We start from the raw sequence: 19,121 nt of genomic DNA, 5'->3' as shown, positions 1-19,121 counted from the left end.
CTCAACCCTCAACCAAATAAGACAAACGTTTTTCTAAAACCGGTACCGAGTCTTCGGTAAATAGCAGCAACAAGTCACAGCAAATATTATAATTCTCCACTTCGTAGACAATTTCTACTGTTAATGTCCGCTTCCACTGAGCTTTTTTCGCGCTAATCAGGCTGTCCATTTTGACATGCTGCCCCAATAAAGAAGGGTGCCCATAACTAAAGTCAATGTCCATCTGCTTGCCCAGCGCATCCATGTAGGGCCCGACCAACACTGAAGCGACGTCCATTAAAAGCTCAATTTCTTTTGTATTTTCAAGGTTACCGGAAGCACCAAGCAGTTTTGCCATGTCCGAAAAACTGGCATCATTAAAAATCAACAAGGCTTCCAACGCCACACCGGCCCCGACAAAGCCTTGTGACACGGCAGAAAAACTCGCGCCTCGGTTAGTATAATCAAGCGCCATCTGCAACTCGCTGACTTCGAGAATGTGAACAGAAGGAACGGGTAACTTGATAAAAACATTAAGCATGTCCGCCAGCACACTCGCCGCACGTCCCATTGCCACATTTGACACTTCTTGCAAACAGTCCGAAACAGAAAACTTATCTAAATCAACGTCGCTAGGGATAGAGTGTCGTGCAGCCGTTTCATCACTAACCATTAAGTTCAGCGCCAATAAAGACTGACGCATCACTTCTGGCCTAATGGGCTTTTTATGAAATTCACTCGCCCCTAAGTCTTTGACTCTCTGTACGGCTTTTGGCTGCACGTCACCCGACACAACAAAGACATGAGGGGCTTGGGGCACATGCTGTAGCGCCTCAAGGGTTTGATAGCCATCTTTGACAGGCATATTCAAGTCAAGAAACAGCACATCAATGGGCTTTGAGGTAATAATATCTAATGCCTCCTGCCCGTTCGCTGCGTAATCTACTTGAATATCCCAATCAGCCGGCAAGGCCTTAGCGAGTTGTCGTCTTGCGATGCTAGAATCATCACATATCAGTACACGGGTACTCATTAATACATTCTTCCTAGAAGTCCATACCATTCAAGTATAAAAGCAATTTTCAAAAACGAGCGCCACCAATAAGACAATCCATACTTGTTTGACATTAAATTAACGACTTTTCAATACATAATTTGTAATTTTAACTCAATCGACTCATGAATATAGTGGAGTTATGTTAATAAGATCAAGTTAATGACAGGAGCGCCTTCACGATGAGCACCTCGTCATAGCGATCCACCTTATGTCGAATCAAAGGGGTTTTGATCACCTGAACACCAAGACGAGATAATTCCTCAATATCAACAACTCCATAATCGTAGCAATCATCCAGCAAAAGATAATCTAAAGCAGAAAACGTGTTACTGACAGACTGACCATCAAGATCGCGCTGGATAACAGAGAGTAAACACTGCACTTGCCCCATTAAAGACAAGCCAATTTGCTCTGGATCAACACCCAAGTTGGGAATGTACACCTTAGGGTTTGGGTTATCACAGATGGAAAGCCCGACACCTTTTGGCAATAAATTTGCTAACAGACTACTGTAAAAACTACCCGGTGGATAACAAATTAGATCCGCCGTGGCGATCATATCACGTCGGTCATCGGCAATTTGGCGATTAATTGGCACCACACCTCGCAAACCTTTGTTTAACCAAATATGTTTAATCGGACTGGCCAAATGGGCATGCTCTTTACCCGTAATTCTGTGCTGGCCTAAAATAACACTACCATCTTCTAGCTCCACTCCTAGATGAAAGGGCGAATCCAAGATGGTTTTCACTTCTCCTAAGGTTTTTACAATACGCGAGAATAGAAACACGATAGGGTCTAACTGCTGCTGATTATTCAGATACCCACCTGCTATAATCAGATTACCAATACTCGCCCCACGCAGATCAAACTCAGGGCTAATTTTCGCTTGTGTGACCGCCAGTTGTGTCTGAATTAAGGCACGCATTGGGTTTGGAATCGGCTCAATCAAGGGATGATGACCATCCACCAATTGTTGTAACTGCTCGGCTAACACGTCAAGGCTGTCCGTTTGCGCAAAACGATGAGTAAAGAGTGCATACACATCCGGCTGTCCCATCACTGTTTCATCCGCTAATGCCATCAATCGACTGCGCAAATCCCCAACGGCTGGCATGTCAAATTCAGCACGCAAACGAGCGGAGCTGCCCCCCGAGTCAAATGGCGTCACCAAATGAATGGAATGATGGGTGAATTTCTTTAACTCCCGACTGGCCTTGTTAAACGCTGAGCCACCACTAAAGAACAAAACTTTTGGCCCTTGTTCCGGCAAGCTTTCATAACGGTGTATGCGAACCGGATCTGGCACCTGCAAACGACGCCAGATACGACAAGTAGTGGACATAACAACCCCTTTGCTAAACAGTCTTAAAAAACATAGCCTATCGTTATAACGACAAAAACTGCGCAAAGTTTACCCTGCGAAGCCCGTCTTTCACAGCGCCATCAAAGGAATTGACGCAGCCCAACCAAAAACACGCACGCTATTAGCACATTAAAGTACAGAGGAGTTTATAAAGAAGGGCCGAATATAGAAAATACAGAATAAGAAGGAAGACACAGTGTTTGGCTTTATTCGCGCTTTCACGCACAATACGCCAAGCTTCAAAATCAGATGGATGATCTGTTATGTCGATAGGATTACTGGCTCTACTTGATGACATCACCACGTTACTCGACGACATCGCCGTGCTATCGAAAGTGGCGGCAAAGAAAACTGTTGGGGTACTAGGGGATGATCTCGCTCTTAATGCGGAGCAGGTGTCAGGCTTTAGCGCAGACAGAGAGTTACCCGTGGTGTGGGCCGTCGCAAAGGGCTCACTGGTTAACAAAGCCATTTTGGTGCCTCTAGCCATAGCCGTCAGTGCTTTTCTACCTTGGCTGATTCAGCCCATACTCATGCTGGGTGGACTGTATCTGTGTTACGAAGGGGCTGAAAAAGTAGTACACAGCATCAAACAACGCCGCCACAAGAAAACCCACCAGCAATCCGTCGTGAGTCGCCTTACAGCACAAATCAAACAAACCGAGCCCAAGTTAGACGAAGAAGCACTAAAAAAACAGGAAAAGATCAAAGTGAAGGGGGCTATTCGTACAGACTTTGTCTTATCTGCAGAAATCATTGTCATTGCGCTGGGCACGGTAGAAAATCAGAGTATTTTAATTCAAGCTCTCGTGGTGAGTGTCATTGCGTTTGTGGTGACGGTTGGGGTCTACGCTTTGGTGGGCCTAATTGTGCGGTTAGACGACATTGGTCTTGCATTGTTTAAATCCAAACACACTCTTATTAAAAGCACGGGGAATGTGATTTTACAAAGCGCCCCTTGGCTCATTAGATTATTAACAGTGGTAGGAACGGTCGCAATGTTTTTAGTTGGCGGGGGAATATTTGTTCACGGCTTTCCCCTATTACATGGTTTCGAACAAACCATCGCCTCTAGCAACGTACTCTCTTCTTCTTTTCTAACTGGCACCCTAACCGTCTTGTTTAATATTCTCATTGGCTTGGGGTTGGGAGGGATGGCTATCGCCATAGCTTCCCCCTTTAGCAAGGAGGAAGCACATTGACAAACATCAGATTAGAGCATCCGTTTATCAGCTTACTTTTTTCGCTTTAAGATGAACAGCATGCGCTAACTCGTGCACAAGTGCCTTGTTAACATGACCCGTCATTTTTAAATGGTGATCTTTTTGGAACTGTTTTACAGCCGCCATTGTTTTGCGTCCCATTAGTCCATCTGCATGACCAACTTCTTTATAACCCAATGTCAACAGATCTTTTTGAGCCGCTAGCACTTCTTTGTTAAGATGTTTCTTAGCACCCAGCTTATGAACAGTTGTCTCTTTTGATGTAGAGCTAACCGCCTTGTTGGTGATTTCTTTTTTGACTTCAGGAGTCGATTTGGTTCCAGCAGGTTGCGCATCTTGCGCGTAAACTTGTGGAATAACAAGACAACATGTAGCCAAAACAACAGGTAGATATAAACGCATGGCAACTCCCTATACACATAAATGGTTCTTTTGTAAATGCGCGAAGCGCGGCGACTATATAACATGAAGAATCATACTAAGATATAGGAAGCGCATATGTTTGACCTTTCGTTTCAACAAGCTGAAGTTGTATACAACAAACTGACTATTTACCTTGAAAAAGCATTAAAAAAGACAGTGTTAACGCAAGGATAATAAATGCTGAGTCAGCTCAGCAAACCCCAATCCTCCGGGGAAATTCGTTTGAAAACGCGGAACATAGGCCATGTTGGGAAGGTGTTCAGCAATATTCGCCACCCCAACACTTAGGGGAAAACGCGCGAACATGCTTTCATCGTTGGGGGCATCTCCAACATACATAACTTGAGCAGCAAAGCCCTCATCACCCAAGCCATAAACATGGTTCAACACGCGCTTGGCCATGGTAAATTTATCATAGCCTTCCCCACTGACATTAATATGAATAGAGCTGGCTTTCGCATTCAGTCCGAGCTCTTTCAGTGCCAATAAACAGGCTTCTTTCGCTTCGATAGCTGGAGGCCTCACGTCTTGTGCAAAGTCGATGGCGACGTCCGTTAAGCGATAGGCTTGATCACGAGCGAGGCGTAGCGCAGGAAAACTGTCTAGAACCGATGTCACGATGGCAAGTATTTCTGTTTTCTGCGCCGCCATCACCGTTTCATCTTGCCAGAACTGATAGCTTAATGAGCTTGGATTCTCTTTGTGGATAAAGACCCCACCCCCTTCGCTAATCACCCCAGCCACAGGCCAAGTTCGCGCCATCATATCGGACCAACCAGCACACCCTCCCGTAACAGGAATAACCGTCAAGCCTCTAGAGGCTAACTGCTCTAATGCAACCAAACTGTCTGTTGGCAAGCTTCCTTGCCAAGTCAAAGTATCATCTACATCGGTGAGAATATAACGTACAGCCTGACAGTCGCTCTTTGTCAGCACTTCTAATGGTTTAATCAAAGCCTGCTCCATGGATCACAACAAAGGCGCAAAACAGGTTGGATCATCCGTAATAATGGTATCCATTCCCCATTCCCAGTGCTGGGCAACCAATGCCATATCATTCGCGGTATAACACAGCAATTGATAGCCTGCCCCTTTAATGGCTTGAGCCTTCTCTTGTGTTAGCGCCCGATAGTCACAATTCAAACTGTAAGCCTCTATGGCTTCAAGTTGAGTCTGCCAATCCTCTGGGATCGGCCCATACAACTGACCAAGATGACGCGTCTTATCCAGTTGCTGACATAGCAGCAAAGCCCTATGATTAAAACTGGAAATCAATAGCTTATCGTTATCTTTCCAATGAGCATCCAACGCGGCTAAGACGGGTGGCACAATGTTCTCGACATCGGACTCATCATGCTTGATCTCTAGGTTCAACCCTAACCCAAGGGACTGGATACACTCTAACGCTTCGTTCAACGTAGGCACTTTTTCGCCTCGGAATGCCCCTGAGAAATAACCGCCCGCATCCAATCCAGCGACATATTCAGGCAATGCTTGACGAGTCACCCCTGCACCATTCGTACAACGGCTCAACTCATCATCATGAAAGATGATCAAACCACCCTCAGCAATCAAATACACATCGATTTCTACCCACGTTACTCCTGCCGCTGCGGCAGCACGGATAGACGCCAAGGTATTTTCTGGTGCCAATAGAGCGGCACCACGGTGCCCCATCACTTTTGCGTTAATGATATCTTTTTTTGGGCTTTTCATTGGACTCTCTCTGATAAAATGACGTTCATCGTATAACGATTAAACATACGCTGACAGTATCATAGTCGTTGCTGTGTATTGGCATCAAATAAATGCCAATCTTCCCTTGGTACAGTGAACCAAAGATGGCTTCCAATATCGGGTAGATGTGGGCCAGACAAACGTACTACCAATGGCACAGCCGAGCCATCAGTTTGCTGACTCCCCACAAGCACTCCGTGAATCAAGGTTTCGGCACCGAGAGATTCTACTGCCTGTACTTGCAAAGCGACATCACCATTTTGCTCATCACTCGCGACTAAATGCTCAGGTCGAATGCCCCAAATGACTTTACCGCGATAATCGTGAGAGCACGGCAACACCAACGACTCATTCAGCTTAATGCCTGTCTCTGTCAGCTCAGCGTCTAATAAATTCATCGCAGGAGACCCAATAAAGGCGGCAACAAAGGTCGACGCTGGCTTATTATACAATTCCATTGGCGTGCCAATTTGTTCAGCTTTCCCTTTATTTAGCACAACCAGACGGTCCGCTAAGGTCATCGCCTCGACCTGATCATGGGTCACATACAAGGTGGTGGTTGCCAGCTTGCGTTGTAACTGACGAATCTCAACACGCATTTGTACGCGAAGCTTTGCATCCAAGTTAGATAAGGGCTCATCGAACAAAAAGACTTTAGGATCCCGCACCATGGCGCGCCCCATCGCCACACGCTGACGCTGACCACCAGACAGCTGATTCGGCTTACGGTCCAGCAATTCTTCCAACCCCAACATAGTTGCCACACTGTTTACCTTAGCGTCGCGCTCTTCTTTTGGAACACCGCGATTTTTAAGGCCATAGGCCATGTTCGCCCGAACGGTCATGTGGGGGTACAGAGCATAATTCTGAAATACCATGGCGATATCACGATCTGCTGGCTCTTTCTCATTGACGCGATTTCCCTTAATCAGCAAATCCCCCTGAGTGATGGTTTCAAGCCCCGCCACCATGCGCAATAAGGTGGACTTACCACAGCCCGAAGGCCCAACCAATACGATGAATTCCCCTTCTTCAATGCTTAAATCGATACTTGGAATCGCTTGGTAACCATTTGGGTAGGTTTTACCAATGTTCTTTAATACTAAATCGGTCATTGCTTACTTCTCCGCGTCAACCAAGCCTTTTACAAACAATTTCTGCATACCAATCACCACGGCCACAGGGGGAATCATCGCCAATAGAGTGGTCACCATCACGTTATTCCATTCAATGTCCCCATCTGGGACAGACAACATATTCTTAATACTCATCACCAAGGTGTAATAAGTATCGTCTGTGGTAATGATCAAGGGCCATAGATATTGGTTCCACCCATAAATAAACATAATCACAAACATGGCCGCGATATTGGTACGGGACATGGGCAATAAAATATCGAAAAAGAAGCGAATCGGGCCAGCACCATCAATACGAGCCGCTTCCACTAGTTCACCAGGCATGGACATAAAACATTGACGAAACAGGAATGTCGCGGTGGCACTGGCAATCATGGGCAAAATCAAACCACTGTATGAATTCAGCATATTAAGATCGGCAATGACTTGATAGGTCGGCACAATCCGCACTTCCACAGGTAACATCAAGGTAATAAATATCACCCAGAAAATCAGCGAGCGAAACGGAAAGCGAAAAAACACAATGGCATAGGCCGAAATCATCGAGATGGCGATTTTTCCAAAGGTAATACCCAGTGCCATAATCATCGAGTTTAACAACAAGTGCCAAACAGGAATCTGTAGGGTACTGCCTGCCGCATGAAACAACACATGACTCCAGTTCTGTACCCCTTGATCACCAAACCACAGAGGCACACTGTCGGCAAAGCTGCCTGCCGATTGTGTCGAACCGACCAACGCCACCCACACAGGCAAGGCCACAATCACTACGCCAGCAACAAGAATAAAATGGCTAAACAATTTGAGCCAAGGACGATTTTCGATCATTAGTATTGCACCTTACGCTCAATAAAACGGAACTGAACCACGGTCATCAAGCCAACAATGGCCATTAACACAATCGATTGAGCCGCCGAGCCACCAATGTCTAAGCCGATAAAGCCGTCTTTAAACACTTTATATACCAAGGTATTGGTACTACCATCTGGCCCACCTTGAGTCGTGGTATCAATCACACCAAACGTATCAAAAAAGGCATAAACCAGATTCACCACTAACAAAAAGAAGGTGGTGGGTGACAACAAGGGAAACACAATATCCCAGAACCGCTTAAACGGACTGGCTCCATCAATGGCGGCTGCTTCAATCAAAGAGCGCGGAATGGCTTGCAGACCAGCCAGGAAAAATAAGAAGTTGTAACTGATTTGTTTCCAGGTCGCCGCAATCACCACCAATATCATGGCCTGATCGCCATTTAAAAAGTGATTCCAATGGATACCAATACGATCCAAAAACAACGCAATAGGTCCAATATTGGGGTCAAATAAAATCCACCATAATACCCCAGCAAGAGCCGGTGCCACAGCATAGGGCCAGACCAACAAGGTTTGATAGACCATTTTCCCGCGAATCACACGGTCTGCCATCACCGCTAACCATAGGGCGATAGCAATACCGAAAAAAGCAACAGAAAAACTGAACACCATGGTCACTCCCATGGATTTGTAATAAAGCGGGTTTTGAAAAAGGTCGATAAAGTTTCCAAAACCAATAAAGGTTTGGCTCAAACCAAACGCATCTTCTCGATAAAACGCTTGTTTAAACGCTTGGCCTGCTGGCCACAGAAAGAAGATAGCCGTAATGATAAGCTGGGGTAAAACCAGAAGATAAGGCAACTTTTTTTGCGGAAAATAAACGGACATAGCATCGCTCGGTCAATTCAAACATCAACATCCCCACCGACTTTCGCCGATGGGGATGACAAACACCCAGTAGAGTAAGGTTTATTTTACTGGTGAGCTCTCGCGAATTTACGTAGCAAGACATCACCACGCTCTACCGCAGTATTCAGAGCCGCTTGAGGTGTTGCTTGGCCGCTCCAGACACTTTCCAAAGCACTGTTGATCACATCGCGAATTTGCACAAAATTACCCAAGCGCAAGCCACGAGAATTCACCGTTGGCTTACTCGCTGTCATCTGAAGTACCGCCACGTCTGTACCAGGATGAGTTTTGTAGAAACCTTCTTTCTTGGTCAGCTCATAAGCGGCATGAGTAATGGGCAAGTAACCCGTAAACTGGTGCCATTCTGCTTGGATTTTTGGTGACGACAAGAAGTGCAGAAACGCGGCAACCGCTTTGTACTGCTCTTTAGATTTGCCTCTAAGAACCCACAATGACGCCCCGCCGATAATCGTATTACTCGGCTTTTTCACTTCACTCGCCCAGTACGGCAAAGATGATACACCAAAGTCAAACTTCGTATTTTTCACCATGCCACCATAAGCAGAAGAGGAGCCTGTATACATGGCACACTGTTGGCTATAAAACATAGGCACACTGTCACTACGACGGCCACCATATTTAAAAATACCGCTCTTTTGCCATTCGTGCATTTTGGTGATATGCATCACTTGAAGAGGGCCATTGAACAACAACTTGGTGCCCTTTATGCCTGAAAAACCATCGTCATTTGAGGCAAAAGGAACATTATGTCGAGCACTGAGGTTTTCTAGTTGTACCCAAGATTGCCAGCCAGTGGTGAAACCACATTTAGCACCGTTCGCTAGCAGTTTTTTAGAATCGGCTGCCACTTCTTCCCACGTTTTTGGAGGTGAACTAATGCCAGCTTTTTTAAACATGTCTTTATTGTAGTAAAGAACCGGTGTTGAGCTATTAAACGGCATCGACAGCATATTGCCTTTTAAGTCGGAATAATAGCCAGTGATGGAACTGAGATAATCTTTCGGGTTGAACGGCTCGTGGGTGTCTTTCATCAATTGGTAGACAGGGTAAATGGCACCTTTTGCCGCCATCATACTGGCCGTACCCACTTCAAAAACTTGCACAATGGCAGGTTGCTTATGGGCACGAAATGCCGCAATAGCAGAGGTCATGGTTTCTGTATAATTCCCTTTAAACACAGGGTCAACTTTGTACTTATCTTGAGAATCGTTAAATTCTTTAACAATCTTATTTAGCTCTTGGCCATTAGCCCCACCCATTGCATGCCACCATTGAATCTCCGTGGTAGCAAAGCTCGAACCAGAAAGAGACAGGCCTAAAACGGCCATTGCTAGCGTTAATTTACGCATTTCATGATTCCTCACACCATTGGTTTGTTTAAAGTCTGCCAATAAAATAGAGACAAATTATTTCCGTTATATGACAGAAATTCTGATTACGCAAAGAAAAATCAACAAAACCACGCTAAAAAACCATAAAATTAGGCAAAACACACCACAAAAAGCCCAAAAAAAGCGGTAACAACTTTATTTCATTTTACTGTTAAAAAATCGGATAATTCATCTCTGAGAGCACCATAATGAGATGTTAATACCAAATAAAGCCCTGAGATGGCAGGTGTATCACCTTCCTTAGCGGCAAACTCAATTGCCCTTGCATCTTCCGTCATCGCCTGTCCAGACACCTCGGCACAAGCTCCTTTCAAACGATGAGCAATTTGCGCCACCTGCAACCAATCTTCAGCTTGAATACTCGCCTCTAGTTGAGAAACCAAATAAGCCGCCTCTCTTAAAAATTCAGCTGCCACTAACGCCATCAGCTCATCGCTGCTCGCCATGCGATTTTTAAAGTCTTCGAGATCAAACACCGTTATTTCTACCATGACTTCTGTTCTCCTATTTTTCTACTTTTGCATGTGGCAACCACTTTTCCAATACTGTCAACAACTCACCTTTATCAATCGGCTTAGCAATATGATCATCCATTCCGGCCTCAAGGCAAACCAACTTATCTCCTTTCATCGCATTGGCGCTTAAGGCAACAATGGGAACGTTTCTCGCTGTTTTACCTGTATCTAACTGGCGAATTCGCCCCGTCGCCTGATAGCCATCCATAATAGGCATCTGGCAATCCATAAAAATCAAATCATAATGGGTATGCTGCAATTTAGTCAGCGCTTCTTCACCATTATTAGCGATATCAACCTCAACCCCTAACTGACCCAGCAACCCTTTAGCAACAACCTGATTGGTAAAATTGTCTTCTACTACCAATATCTTGGCATGAATTTCCGGTGTTTGATCAAGCCCACTATCTGTCGAACCGTCGGGAACCAAGTCTGTCTGCTCCTGAGCCACCTCATCTGTCGACTGCGAAATCAGCATTTGTGTTAAAGATTGGGTTAGTTTATGGCTAAATACGGGCTTATGAAGCACGGTCATGTCTGGCTCGAAATTTTCGTCGGAATAATTTTGCAATAAAATGCAGGTCAGTTTTCTTTGCTTATAAAACGCCTGAAGTATAGCGCGATCCTCTTTAGAGGCTTTTTCGTAAAGCGCATCATCCAATAAAAGAATATTGTATTCTGGCTTTAAAGACTGCTTAGACACATCAGAATCCTCGTCTAAAAGCGGTGCTATGTCGTTAAGCACCATTACACCTACCCCTATTTCTTGAAGTAAAGAAGCAACGTAGTCACGCCCAACATCATTGCGATAAACCAATATCGCCGAACGTTGTGGGAAATCGACGTCACTCTCCTTCCCTTTAGGCTCAAACGGCACAATCACATTAAACCAAAAGGTAGAGCCTTTACCTTCTTGGGAATCAACACCAATACTCCCTCCCATTAATTCAACAATACTTTTACTAATGGCTAGACCTAACCCCGTCCCACCAAATTTTCGAGTCGTCGAATTATCCGCTTGTTTAAAGCGTTGGAATAAGTTCTTTCTCAGCGCCTGATTGATACCTATACCAGTATCAGACACTTTAACGCTTAACTCACAAGTTCCCTCATTTAGAGGCTCAAGGTGTATATATAGATTTACTTCACCCTGCGAAGTAAATTTAATGGCATTACCCAATAAATTCATGATCACTTGCTTGACCCGTAATCGATCAGCAAAAATAGACACATGAGGAATAAGAACCGCTGGCACATTAAATTCAATAGCTTTTTCTTGAGCCCTGAAGACCAACAGCTGGCTCACTTCTTCAACCAGCTCTCTTAGATCAAATAATTCCTCATCCAATACAATGCTGCCACTTTCGATTTTGGATAAATCCAAAATATCATTGATCAATTCCAATAAAGCTTCTGCACTTTGACGGGATAAATTCGCCAGATTTTTTTGCTCTGGACGTAACTCGGTGTTCAGCATTAATGACAAACAACCAATCACACCGTTGAGCGGTGTACGGATTTCATGGCTCATATTGGCTAAAAACAGACTCTTTGCCTGATTCGCTTCTTCCGCTTCATGCTTCGCTTTACTGTGAGCCAACTCTGACGCCTTGAGTGAACGGTTTGCCTCCAAAAGATCCTGTGTGCGGCGGCGAACGAGGCTTTCAATTTCAGACATCTGACTACTGACCATCAGCAAAAACCAAACAAGAATACCCGCCACTAAAAAGCCACATACCAGCACAAATTGCACACCCCAAGGCTGCTTATAAAAACGACTCTCGCTAACTTGGAATAAACGCCAACGTTTTTCACCAACTTTCACATCATGAGCAACCGCCTGCCCAAAGTCCCCCTTGTTGAAACGCGAGATCATGGTCTCTAAAGGCAAATTGGCTGATGCACTGCGAGTCACTAAGATGGGGGTTCCATTTGCTCCTTTCATATCCACCAGATACAGCTCAGTATTTGGCAATAATCCTCGGTTCACTATCTCTTTAGTCAGTACATCCAAACCAATCACCGCTGTCGCTACGCCTAAAAAAGTCCCGGTCTCCTCGTTGAAAAATGGCAAAAACAGCAGAACGCCTTTAGCTCCCTGAACCAAATTAATCGGTTCAGTTGGGTAGGCTTGTTTGAGTTTGATCGCTTTATCAATCGCCTCTCGCCTACTTTCCTGAGAATAAACATCGTAACCAATCGCAGCTTTGTTTTTTTCTCTAGGCACCACATAGGTGACCACAATATGACGTTTTCGGGGCGTTGCATTTACCAACTTACCCGACGAACTTTTCTCTTTGACTCGAAATTCTAAATTGGGGTAACTTTTTTGAATGTCTCGCTCAAAGGCTGGTATCGACATCCCATCCACCGAATAATTGAGTGAAACCCCTAAAAAAGAGTCATCTCGCGACATGGCATTTGCGGCATAACGATCAAACTCTTTTGCGGTTATCGATTCACTGCCTCGCGCAAATCCTGCGACGCCATAAAGCAAATCAACACTGTTCTTAATTCGGTTATTTAAAGAAATTTCCAGCAATTCAGCGTTCGCTCGAAACTCTTTAGCCTGCTTATTCTCTTCAAACTCACTCACCCCAAGCGATAAGCCTGCCGTGACGATAAGAATAAAAACCAGACCCGCCATTAAGCTAAAGGGATGCTGAAAATAATTACCAAAATAGCGCGGGAATAGCACGGCAAACCAAGGCACAATGACCAGCGTACCAATGGAATCTCCTACCCACCAGCCAAGCCAGTTAATCCAAAAGCTGTCCCAGGCAATGACATTAAAATACAGTAAGGAGAAAGAACCGACCGTAGCACCAATCAATGTGGACAAAACACAAGCTAGAAAGACAAAACGCAATACCAGATCCACCCGATGGAAAGCGAACGGAATACCTACATAACGACGTACTAACCAGGCTCCAAACGCCGCCTGTAGGGTTGCCCCACACGCAATGGCTGCAGGTAAAAGCACAGCAAATATATTAAGGTTGTACCAAGTAGCGGATGCATTGACGAGAAAAGAGCCGAGAAACACCCCACATAGGCCGGCTCGAGGAAAAAACATCGCAGCAACTAAAGCCACACCAGAAGCAGGCCAAATAATGGTTGCATAACCAGGCGGAATCGCAACCATTAACCCCAATACACCTAGAATCCAGTACATTAGCGCAGTGACAACAACAACGACTATTCCTTTAAACATAGTGCACCACTTTATCCAGAAGAGGTCTTTAAATAATAAAGCATAGAAAGGTTATATCCATATCAAACGGATCGACTGTCTTAATGCTAAGAATAGTCAAAGAATCCTACTCATGACCCTGATAATCGTTACATTATGTAATAAAAATAATGATCTATGGATGCAAACACATCGAATGATAAAAACACGAGATGCTTATCCGACGACACCGTAAGATAAGCATTCGCTTAAAGGAAGGTTCCCTTACAAAAAAGGCATCAAGGAAATCGTTACAACTGGAACTGACTCACCGCGGTATTCAGAGTACCTGATAATCCGTCTAACTTTTTGGCTGTTTCAACCGTATTCTTGGCAGACTCAGCGTCTTCACGGATAATCATCGCGATACGATCAATTTTTCTGGCAATATCATCACTGGCATGATTCTGTTCAGTCAACGCATTGCAAATATAATCAATGGATTCTTCTACCTTTGCGGTACTGTCTGTCACATCGTTCATGGATTGACCTGCCTGTTGCGCAAGCAACACACCTTGCTCAACCCGCTGAAGACCAGACTCCATACTAAGCGACACTGCCTCTGTTGCTTCTTGTATTTGCCCGACAATCTGGGCAATTTCACTGGTCGACTGAGTGGTTCGCATCGCCAAATTCCGAATTTCATCTGCCACCACGGAAAATCCACGCCCTTGCTCTCCCGCTCTCGCTGCCTCTATCGCCGCATTGAGGGCCAACAGATTGGTTTGATCCGCGACATCTTTGATCACCTGCATAATATTAGAAATATCACTGGACCGATCTTCTAGCTCTTTAATCAACGTGGACGAACCACGAGAATATTCAGAAATTTTATTCATTTCATTGGTTGCCGATAGTACAACCCCGCCCGCTTGTGTTGACAGTTCACCAGATTGCACAGAAAAAGACTGCGCACTTTTAGCGTGCTCCGTTACCTGACCAATACTCACTGCAAGTTGCTGAACCGTCGCCGCCACAGAAGACGCCGCCTCATTCTGAGAGCTGGCACTGTTCGCCACATGAGCCGACGCATCAAACAATTCAGAAGCCGCATGAGACACATCACTTGTACTTTCACGCACCTGACATAAAATAGAATGGGTTTTATCAACAAACCCATTCACAGACGATGCAATAGAAGACAACTCATCCCGTCCTTCTACTGGCAAACGCCTCGTCAAATCACCACGTTCTAAAAACGTCACCACATCCAACATGCGAAACACACGCTTTCTCAGATCTCGTGCTAACAAACGCTGACTGGCAATAACAAACAAACCACCCACAACCAAGGGTGTCAAAATCAACCACAAAATCATCGCCATCTGTTTTGAAATGACGCTGTCTGATGAAGACTCAAGCCCTTGATTTTCCTTAACCAATTGGTCGATATTATGAATCATCGGCACCAAATACAAACCATAAATAGAGTCCGGTATTTGCAGCGCATCTTGAGGGCTATCTTGAGCCATATTAATGGCGCTATTGAACTGCTTAAAATACTCCGCCCACAGAGGCTTAATCTGCTTTAAAAGCTTTACTTTCTTCTCATCAATCACATGAGAGGCTTCAATCGTCTTCAACAACGCATTGATCTTAACATTCGCCGCATCAAGGGCCGTTTTGGTAGAAGGCAGAATAGGATCCCCTTTTGCTACAGACAACCCAGTCGCCTTCATCTCAAACAAATGCTGAGACGTCGCAATTTGCGATTTATAATGATCAAAATCCGTCCTCAACGAAGAGAGAATATAGGCTGCGAAGACGCCAACCAAAATAATACTGATGGCCGTCACTCCAGAAAGAACCCACATCTTTTTGTTAATGTTCACATGCTTCTCCAATTGATCAACATAGAGCGATGAAAAATCGCTCTTATTTTTTCAGGAGAATGTTACAAAACGTATATGACGTTTTTGTAAAAAAACAGCAAAATTTCATTATTGAAAATGTTATTTTCTGACACATCTAAAAAGAAGGAAAGCCTAATAAAAATAAATACTTGGACACAAACCAGTCAATAACACTGTCACGCCATTTGGAAAAACGAATACATAAACCCTAGTAAATACGACAAATATCAAGGATACGTAAAAAGAACCATTATCATATCAACTTGACAAAGATAAAAAACGAGTAAATCATAATCATTCCTAAAACGGTGGCTATAACTTGTATCCGGAGTTAGTTTTATGTCAGCAGTACAAAATAACCAACCCAATATCAAAAAACTCAGTCAGCTTGATTTGGGACAGCCCGCCGTCATAGTCGCAATACATGGCACCAGCGACGATATTCAACGTATTAATATGTTGGGATTACGCAAAGGGAAGCAATTTAAAATAGTGCATGGCCCAGGTCATCGAGGGGCGGTGGTTCATGTGGATGGTGCCCGCATCGCACTTGGCAAGGAAGTGATAGAGCAGATAGAAGTCGTTCCTGTATAATAACAATCCTTGTAAGGTATATTGAGATGAGTGCATCTTGTTGTAGTTCCAATGGTCAGCCAACGCAAATGGGTGAGCCAGTTATTGCATTGGCGGGTAATCCAAATTGCGGAAAAACCACCTTATTTAACCTTCTCACAGGTGCCAATCAACGTATTGGTAACTGGCCTGGTGTGACTGTCGAAAAACGCTCCGGTAAGCTCAATGCCAAGGGCATAAAAGCGTCCGTCTTCGATCTTCCTGGTGTCTATAGTCTGTTAGGCGGTGGCAGTGCCGATCAGGCGGTAGCGCGTGATTTTCTGTTGGATGGCTCGGTCGATATTATTATCAATATCGTTGATGCTTCTAATCTTGAACGTCATCTGGCGATGACGGCTGAACTTCTGGAAATGAATAAGCCCATGATCATGGTGCTCAATATGATCGATGAGGCCAACGCAATGGGGCTCATCGCAGAGGTGAAGGCGTTAACGAAACGCCTTGGTTTACCTGTAGTGCCCATGGTGGCGCGTAAGGGACAGGGGTTAGAAACGCTACTTGAGACAATTGATAAAGTATTACACTCGCCTAAAGTAGGGCAAAACATAAGCTATGACCCCCATACTCAGGAGGCGATAGAAGCTCTGTGTGATACTCTGGATATCCCCAATCCAGCTCGTAAACGTTTTGCAGCATTACGTTTGCTGGAAGGAATGGCTATTCCAACCAGCGAAAAAGTTCAACAGACACTGGACCACCATCGTCAGAAGATTAAGAACCAGACCCAGGAAGAAGCCCCCGACATGATAGCTTCGGCGAGGTTTGGCTGGACAATGGAAACCGCCGAGCTGGCTTTCAGTAAAGGCAAAGCAAGCTCCACTCGACAAAAAATCACTGCTTTTCTAGATAATCTAGTACTCAATGACTGGCTAGGGGTACCCATCTTTTTGTTGGTGCTTTATCTAGTATTTGTGGTCAGTTACAGCGGTGGCAACATTCTACTCGACTTTTTTGACCAGGCTTCATCAGCACTTCTCATCCATGGCGTGGGCCATGTACTCTATTTGATGGGTCTGCCGAATTGGATTGTTGCAGTGGTAGCTGGCGGTATTGGCGGCGGCTTAAATCTGGTAATTACCTTTATCCCACCAATTGGCTTAACCTTTTTGTTTCTCGCCTTATTGGATGACTCTGGGTACATGGCCCGGGCGGCCTATGCCATGGATCGCCTGATGCGTCGAGTGGGATTGCCTGGCAACACCTTAGTGCCCATGATAATTGGCTTTGGCTGCAATGTACCAGCCATTATGGGAGCTCGCATTATTGAAGACCCCAGAGGCCGTATCTTAACCATATTAATGCAGCCTTTTATGTCCTGTTCAGCAAGGCTCACCATTTATATGGCATTTGCCGTGGTATTTTTCCGAGAAAATGGCGGGCAAGTGGTGTTTTTACTTTATGTAATTGGTATTGCCGTGGCATTTCTGACGGCTTTGCTATTGGGAAAAACCGCGTTAACCGGTCGCCCGCAAGCCTTTGTGATGGAGCTACCCCCTTACCGCTTGCCAAGTGTTCGCAGTGTGTTACTGCAAAGCTGGCATCGCTTGAAAGTCTTCATGTTTCGGGTCGGTCGAGTCATTACTGTGATCGGACTGGTGTTGTTCATTTTGCCTGGTATTGGCTGGCATAACGGTAAACTCGTGGCAACAGACATCGATCATTCTCTACTGGCCCAAGGCAGCCGTGCTATCGTGCCAATTTTTGAGCCCATGGGGATACAAAAAGACAATTGGCCTGCTGTATCTGGGTTGATTGCCGGCGCAGCAGCAAAAGAAATTGTTATCGGTACCTTAAACGGTATCTATCAGCGCCAAGGTACGGAAGACAATATGGCTCAGTTTCGTAATCCGGATATCTGGGGAGAATTAAAAGGCGCATTGGAGACCATTCCAGCCAACGCCAAGACATTTTTTGCATCCCTTGACGATCCGCTCGGCATCTCTAGCTTAAGCAGCACTACTAATGCCCGTCAGGCTTCTGGTGCCAGCAGTGATACCTTGAAAGCTCTGGCGGCAGGATTTACATCCTTATCAGCATTGTCCTATATGGTGTTTGTCCTACTCTATATGCCCTGTGCCAGCACTATGGGCGCACTGCGTCGGGAAGTAGGCTGGGGATGGATGATTTTCTCATCCATCTATGGGGTCGCATTAGGCTGGGCAGGAGGCACCCTCGTTTATCAGTTGGGCAACTATGCTGACCACCCGCAAAAATCCATTGCTTGGTGCTTAAGTATTGTCTTGGCCTTCGTGTTGCTGATTATCGGTTTAAAGATCTTTGGTAAATATCAAGAACAGTCCAGCCAAGTACAGGAGAAATTATTATGAATTTGTTATTTGCAGTACGAGACTTAATGCAGCAACGACAAACCTCTAACGCACCTGAACTTGCTCACCAACTTAAATTGTCTATTGCCATGGTCGAGAAAGCTCTCGATCACTGGCAGAAACGAGGTTTAGTAAGACCATCTGCTCGTGGCGGCTCTGGAGGCTGCTCCAGTGGTGGTTGTGGGGGGTGTTCAGGTGGCAGTTGCTCCACCACTTCCAACGTTACTCAGTACCAGTGGTGTGGTGACGCTTAAACCTTCATGCTATGGTGATTCATACGTAACCTAGTGTGTCATTGGTTACTTTATGAATCGCCAATACCATCCTTTCTAATCAAGATAACAATCAACTTGGTCTACACGACCATAGTTAAGAGATACTTGTGCCACAATGTTTTGATAGTGCTTTCCTGCCGATTTTAAATTATCCGGTATAGTGAACTCTTGATATCAGCATCCCCAGGAACAAAGGTTGTAGTGGCGGACGTCAAGGTGTCCAACATGT

General features: G+C 45.0%; 16 protein-coding genes. 4 read left to right on the top strand and 12 right to left on the bottom strand.

Features of this window, described 5'->3' with window-relative positions; genetic code table 11:
- Window position 1: 1 nt before the first annotated feature.
- Together AC0VYG_RS02345 and AC0VYG_RS02340 are read right to left on the bottom strand one after the other, a co-directional pair.
- Window positions 2-1,012 (bottom strand): response regulator, encoded by a 1,011-nt coding sequence (locus tag AC0VYG_RS02345; protein ID WP_475430751.1) that lies wholly within the window; start codon window positions 1,010-1,012, stop codon window positions 2-4.
- Between the two features lie 175 nt (window positions 1,013-1,187).
- Window positions 1,188-2,381, bottom strand: a complete 1,194-nt coding sequence (locus AC0VYG_RS02340; protein ID WP_475430750.1) for a GAK system CofD-like protein — start codon at window positions 2,379-2,381, stop codon at window positions 1,188-1,190.
- 284 nt (window positions 2,382-2,665) lie between these two features.
- Here AC0VYG_RS02340 and AC0VYG_RS02335 point away from each other — a divergent pair, with 284 nt between their 5' ends.
- A complete protein-coding gene (locus AC0VYG_RS02335; protein WP_475430749.1) occupies window positions 2,666-3,604 on the top strand; it encodes a DUF808 domain-containing protein in 939 nt (312 codons plus the stop codon).
- 27 nt (window positions 3,605-3,631) lie between these two features.
- Here the strand turns inward: AC0VYG_RS02335 and AC0VYG_RS02330 are convergent, their stop codons facing one another.
- From AC0VYG_RS02330 to AC0VYG_RS02285, 10 genes are all read right to left on the bottom strand, one after another.
- Complete coding sequence (locus tag AC0VYG_RS02330) at window positions 3,632-4,027, bottom strand: peptidoglycan-binding domain-containing protein (protein ID WP_475430748.1); 396 nt, start codon at window positions 4,025-4,027, stop codon at window positions 3,632-3,634.
- 180 nt (window positions 4,028-4,207) lie between these two features.
- A complete protein-coding gene (locus tag AC0VYG_RS02325; RefSeq protein ID WP_475430746.1) occupies window positions 4,208-5,002 on the bottom strand; it encodes an HAD-IIB family hydrolase in 795 nt (264 codons plus the stop codon).
- Between the two features lie 15 nt (window positions 5,003-5,017).
- Complete coding sequence (locus AC0VYG_RS02320; RefSeq protein WP_475430745.1) at window positions 5,018-5,764, bottom strand: glycerophosphoryl diester phosphodiesterase; 747 nt, start codon at window positions 5,762-5,764, stop codon at window positions 5,018-5,020.
- 59 nt (window positions 5,765-5,823) lie between these two features.
- On the bottom strand, window positions 5,824-6,900 hold the full coding sequence (locus AC0VYG_RS02315) for a sn-glycerol-3-phosphate import ATP-binding protein UgpC (RefSeq protein ID WP_475430744.1): 1,077 nt from the start codon (window positions 6,898-6,900) through the stop codon (window positions 5,824-5,826).
- 3 nt (window positions 6,901-6,903) lie between these two features.
- Window positions 6,904-7,749, bottom strand: a complete 846-nt coding sequence (ugpE, locus tag AC0VYG_RS02310) for a sn-glycerol-3-phosphate ABC transporter permease UgpE (protein ID WP_475430743.1) — start codon at window positions 7,747-7,749, stop codon at window positions 6,904-6,906.
- Window positions 7,749-8,624 (bottom strand): sn-glycerol-3-phosphate ABC transporter permease UgpA, encoded by an 876-nt coding sequence (gene ugpA, locus AC0VYG_RS02305; RefSeq protein ID WP_475430742.1) that lies wholly within the window; start codon window positions 8,622-8,624, stop codon window positions 7,749-7,751. Before ugpA ends, ugpE begins: the two co-directional genes overlap by 1 nt.
- 86 nt (window positions 8,625-8,710) lie before the next feature.
- The gene (gene ugpB, locus AC0VYG_RS02300) at window positions 8,711-10,015 is read right to left on the bottom strand and encodes a sn-glycerol-3-phosphate ABC transporter substrate-binding protein UgpB (RefSeq protein WP_475430741.1); all 1,305 of its coding nucleotides are present in this window, start codon (window positions 10,013-10,015) and stop codon (window positions 8,711-8,713) included.
- A gap of 182 nt (window positions 10,016-10,197) precedes the next feature.
- A complete protein-coding gene (locus AC0VYG_RS02295; protein WP_475430740.1) occupies window positions 10,198-10,548 on the bottom strand; it encodes an Hpt domain-containing protein in 351 nt (116 codons plus the stop codon).
- A 13-nt stretch (window positions 10,549-10,561) separates the two neighbouring features.
- Complete coding sequence (locus AC0VYG_RS02290) at window positions 10,562-13,786, bottom strand: ATP-binding protein (RefSeq protein ID WP_475430739.1); 3,225 nt, start codon at window positions 13,784-13,786, stop codon at window positions 10,562-10,564.
- 269 nt (window positions 13,787-14,055) lie between these two features.
- Window positions 14,056-15,636, bottom strand: a complete 1,581-nt coding sequence (locus AC0VYG_RS02285; RefSeq protein WP_475430738.1) for a methyl-accepting chemotaxis protein — start codon at window positions 15,634-15,636, stop codon at window positions 14,056-14,058.
- Between the two features lie 360 nt (window positions 15,637-15,996).
- On the opposite strand from AC0VYG_RS02285, the gene AC0VYG_RS02280 reads away from it, so the two are divergent.
- The 3 genes from AC0VYG_RS02280 to AC0VYG_RS02270 are packed head-to-tail and all read left to right on the top strand — an operon-like array spanning window position 15,997 to window position 18,871.
- Window positions 15,997-16,251 (top strand): FeoA family protein, encoded by a 255-nt coding sequence (locus AC0VYG_RS02280; protein ID WP_475430737.1) that lies wholly within the window; start codon window positions 15,997-15,999, stop codon window positions 16,249-16,251.
- 26 nt (window positions 16,252-16,277) lie between these two features.
- A complete protein-coding gene (feoB, locus tag AC0VYG_RS02275) occupies window positions 16,278-18,617 on the top strand; it encodes a Fe(2+) transporter permease subunit FeoB (protein WP_475430736.1) in 2,340 nt (779 codons plus the stop codon).
- A complete protein-coding gene (locus tag AC0VYG_RS02270) occupies window positions 18,614-18,871 on the top strand; it encodes a FeoC-like transcriptional regulator (RefSeq protein WP_475430735.1) in 258 nt (85 codons plus the stop codon). Before feoB ends, AC0VYG_RS02270 begins: the two co-directional genes overlap by 4 nt.
- Window positions 18,872-19,121: the final 250 nt, after the last annotated feature.

It is taken from the genome of Marinomonas sp. 63XJN7_7_ISO-PGPR-S23-202, from assembly GCF_056173505.1.
Note: the sequence above shows the minus strand (reverse complement) of the source record. Positions and strands in the feature narration are given on the sequence as shown.

Bases quoted from the DNA above. Each gene is read 5' to 3' on its own strand.
- AC0VYG_RS02345 (WP_475430751.1), bottom strand. From the start codon at position 1,012: ATGAGTACCCGTGTACTGATATGTGATGATTCTAGCATCGCAAGACGA.
- AC0VYG_RS02340 (WP_475430750.1), bottom strand. From the start codon at position 2,381: ATGTCCACTACTTGTCGTATCTGGCGTCGTTTGCAGGTGCCAGATCCG.
- AC0VYG_RS02335 (WP_475430749.1), top strand. From the start codon at position 2,666: ATGTCGATAGGATTACTGGCTCTACTTGATGACATCACCACGTTACTC.
- AC0VYG_RS02330 (WP_475430748.1), bottom strand. From the start codon at position 4,027: ATGCGTTTATATCTACCTGTTGTTTTGGCTACATGTTGTCTTGTTATT.
- AC0VYG_RS02320 (WP_475430745.1), bottom strand. From the start codon at position 5,764: ATGAAAAGCCCAAAAAAAGATATCATTAACGCAAAAGTGATGGGGCAC.
- AC0VYG_RS02315 (WP_475430744.1), bottom strand. From the start codon at position 6,900: ATGACCGATTTAGTATTAAAGAACATTGGTAAAACCTACCCAAATGGT.
- ugpE (WP_475430743.1), bottom strand. From the start codon at position 7,749: ATGATCGAAAATCGTCCTTGGCTCAAATTGTTTAGCCATTTTATTCTT.
- ugpA (WP_475430742.1), bottom strand. From the start codon at position 8,624: ATGTCCGTTTATTTTCCGCAAAAAAAGTTGCCTTATCTTCTGGTTTTA.
- ugpB (WP_475430741.1), bottom strand. From the start codon at position 10,015: ATGCGTAAATTAACGCTAGCAATGGCCGTTTTAGGCCTGTCTCTTTCT.
- AC0VYG_RS02295 (WP_475430740.1), bottom strand. From the start codon at position 10,548: ATGGTAGAAATAACGGTGTTTGATCTCGAAGACTTTAAAAATCGCATG.
- AC0VYG_RS02290 (WP_475430739.1), bottom strand. From the start codon at position 13,786: ATGTTTAAAGGAATAGTCGTTGTTGTTGTCACTGCGCTAATGTACTGG.
- AC0VYG_RS02280 (WP_475430737.1), top strand. From the start codon at position 15,997: ATGTCAGCAGTACAAAATAACCAACCCAATATCAAAAAACTCAGTCAG.
- feoB (WP_475430736.1), top strand. From the start codon at position 16,278: ATGAGTGCATCTTGTTGTAGTTCCAATGGTCAGCCAACGCAAATGGGT.
- AC0VYG_RS02270 (WP_475430735.1), top strand. From the start codon at position 18,614: ATGAATTTGTTATTTGCAGTACGAGACTTAATGCAGCAACGACAAACC.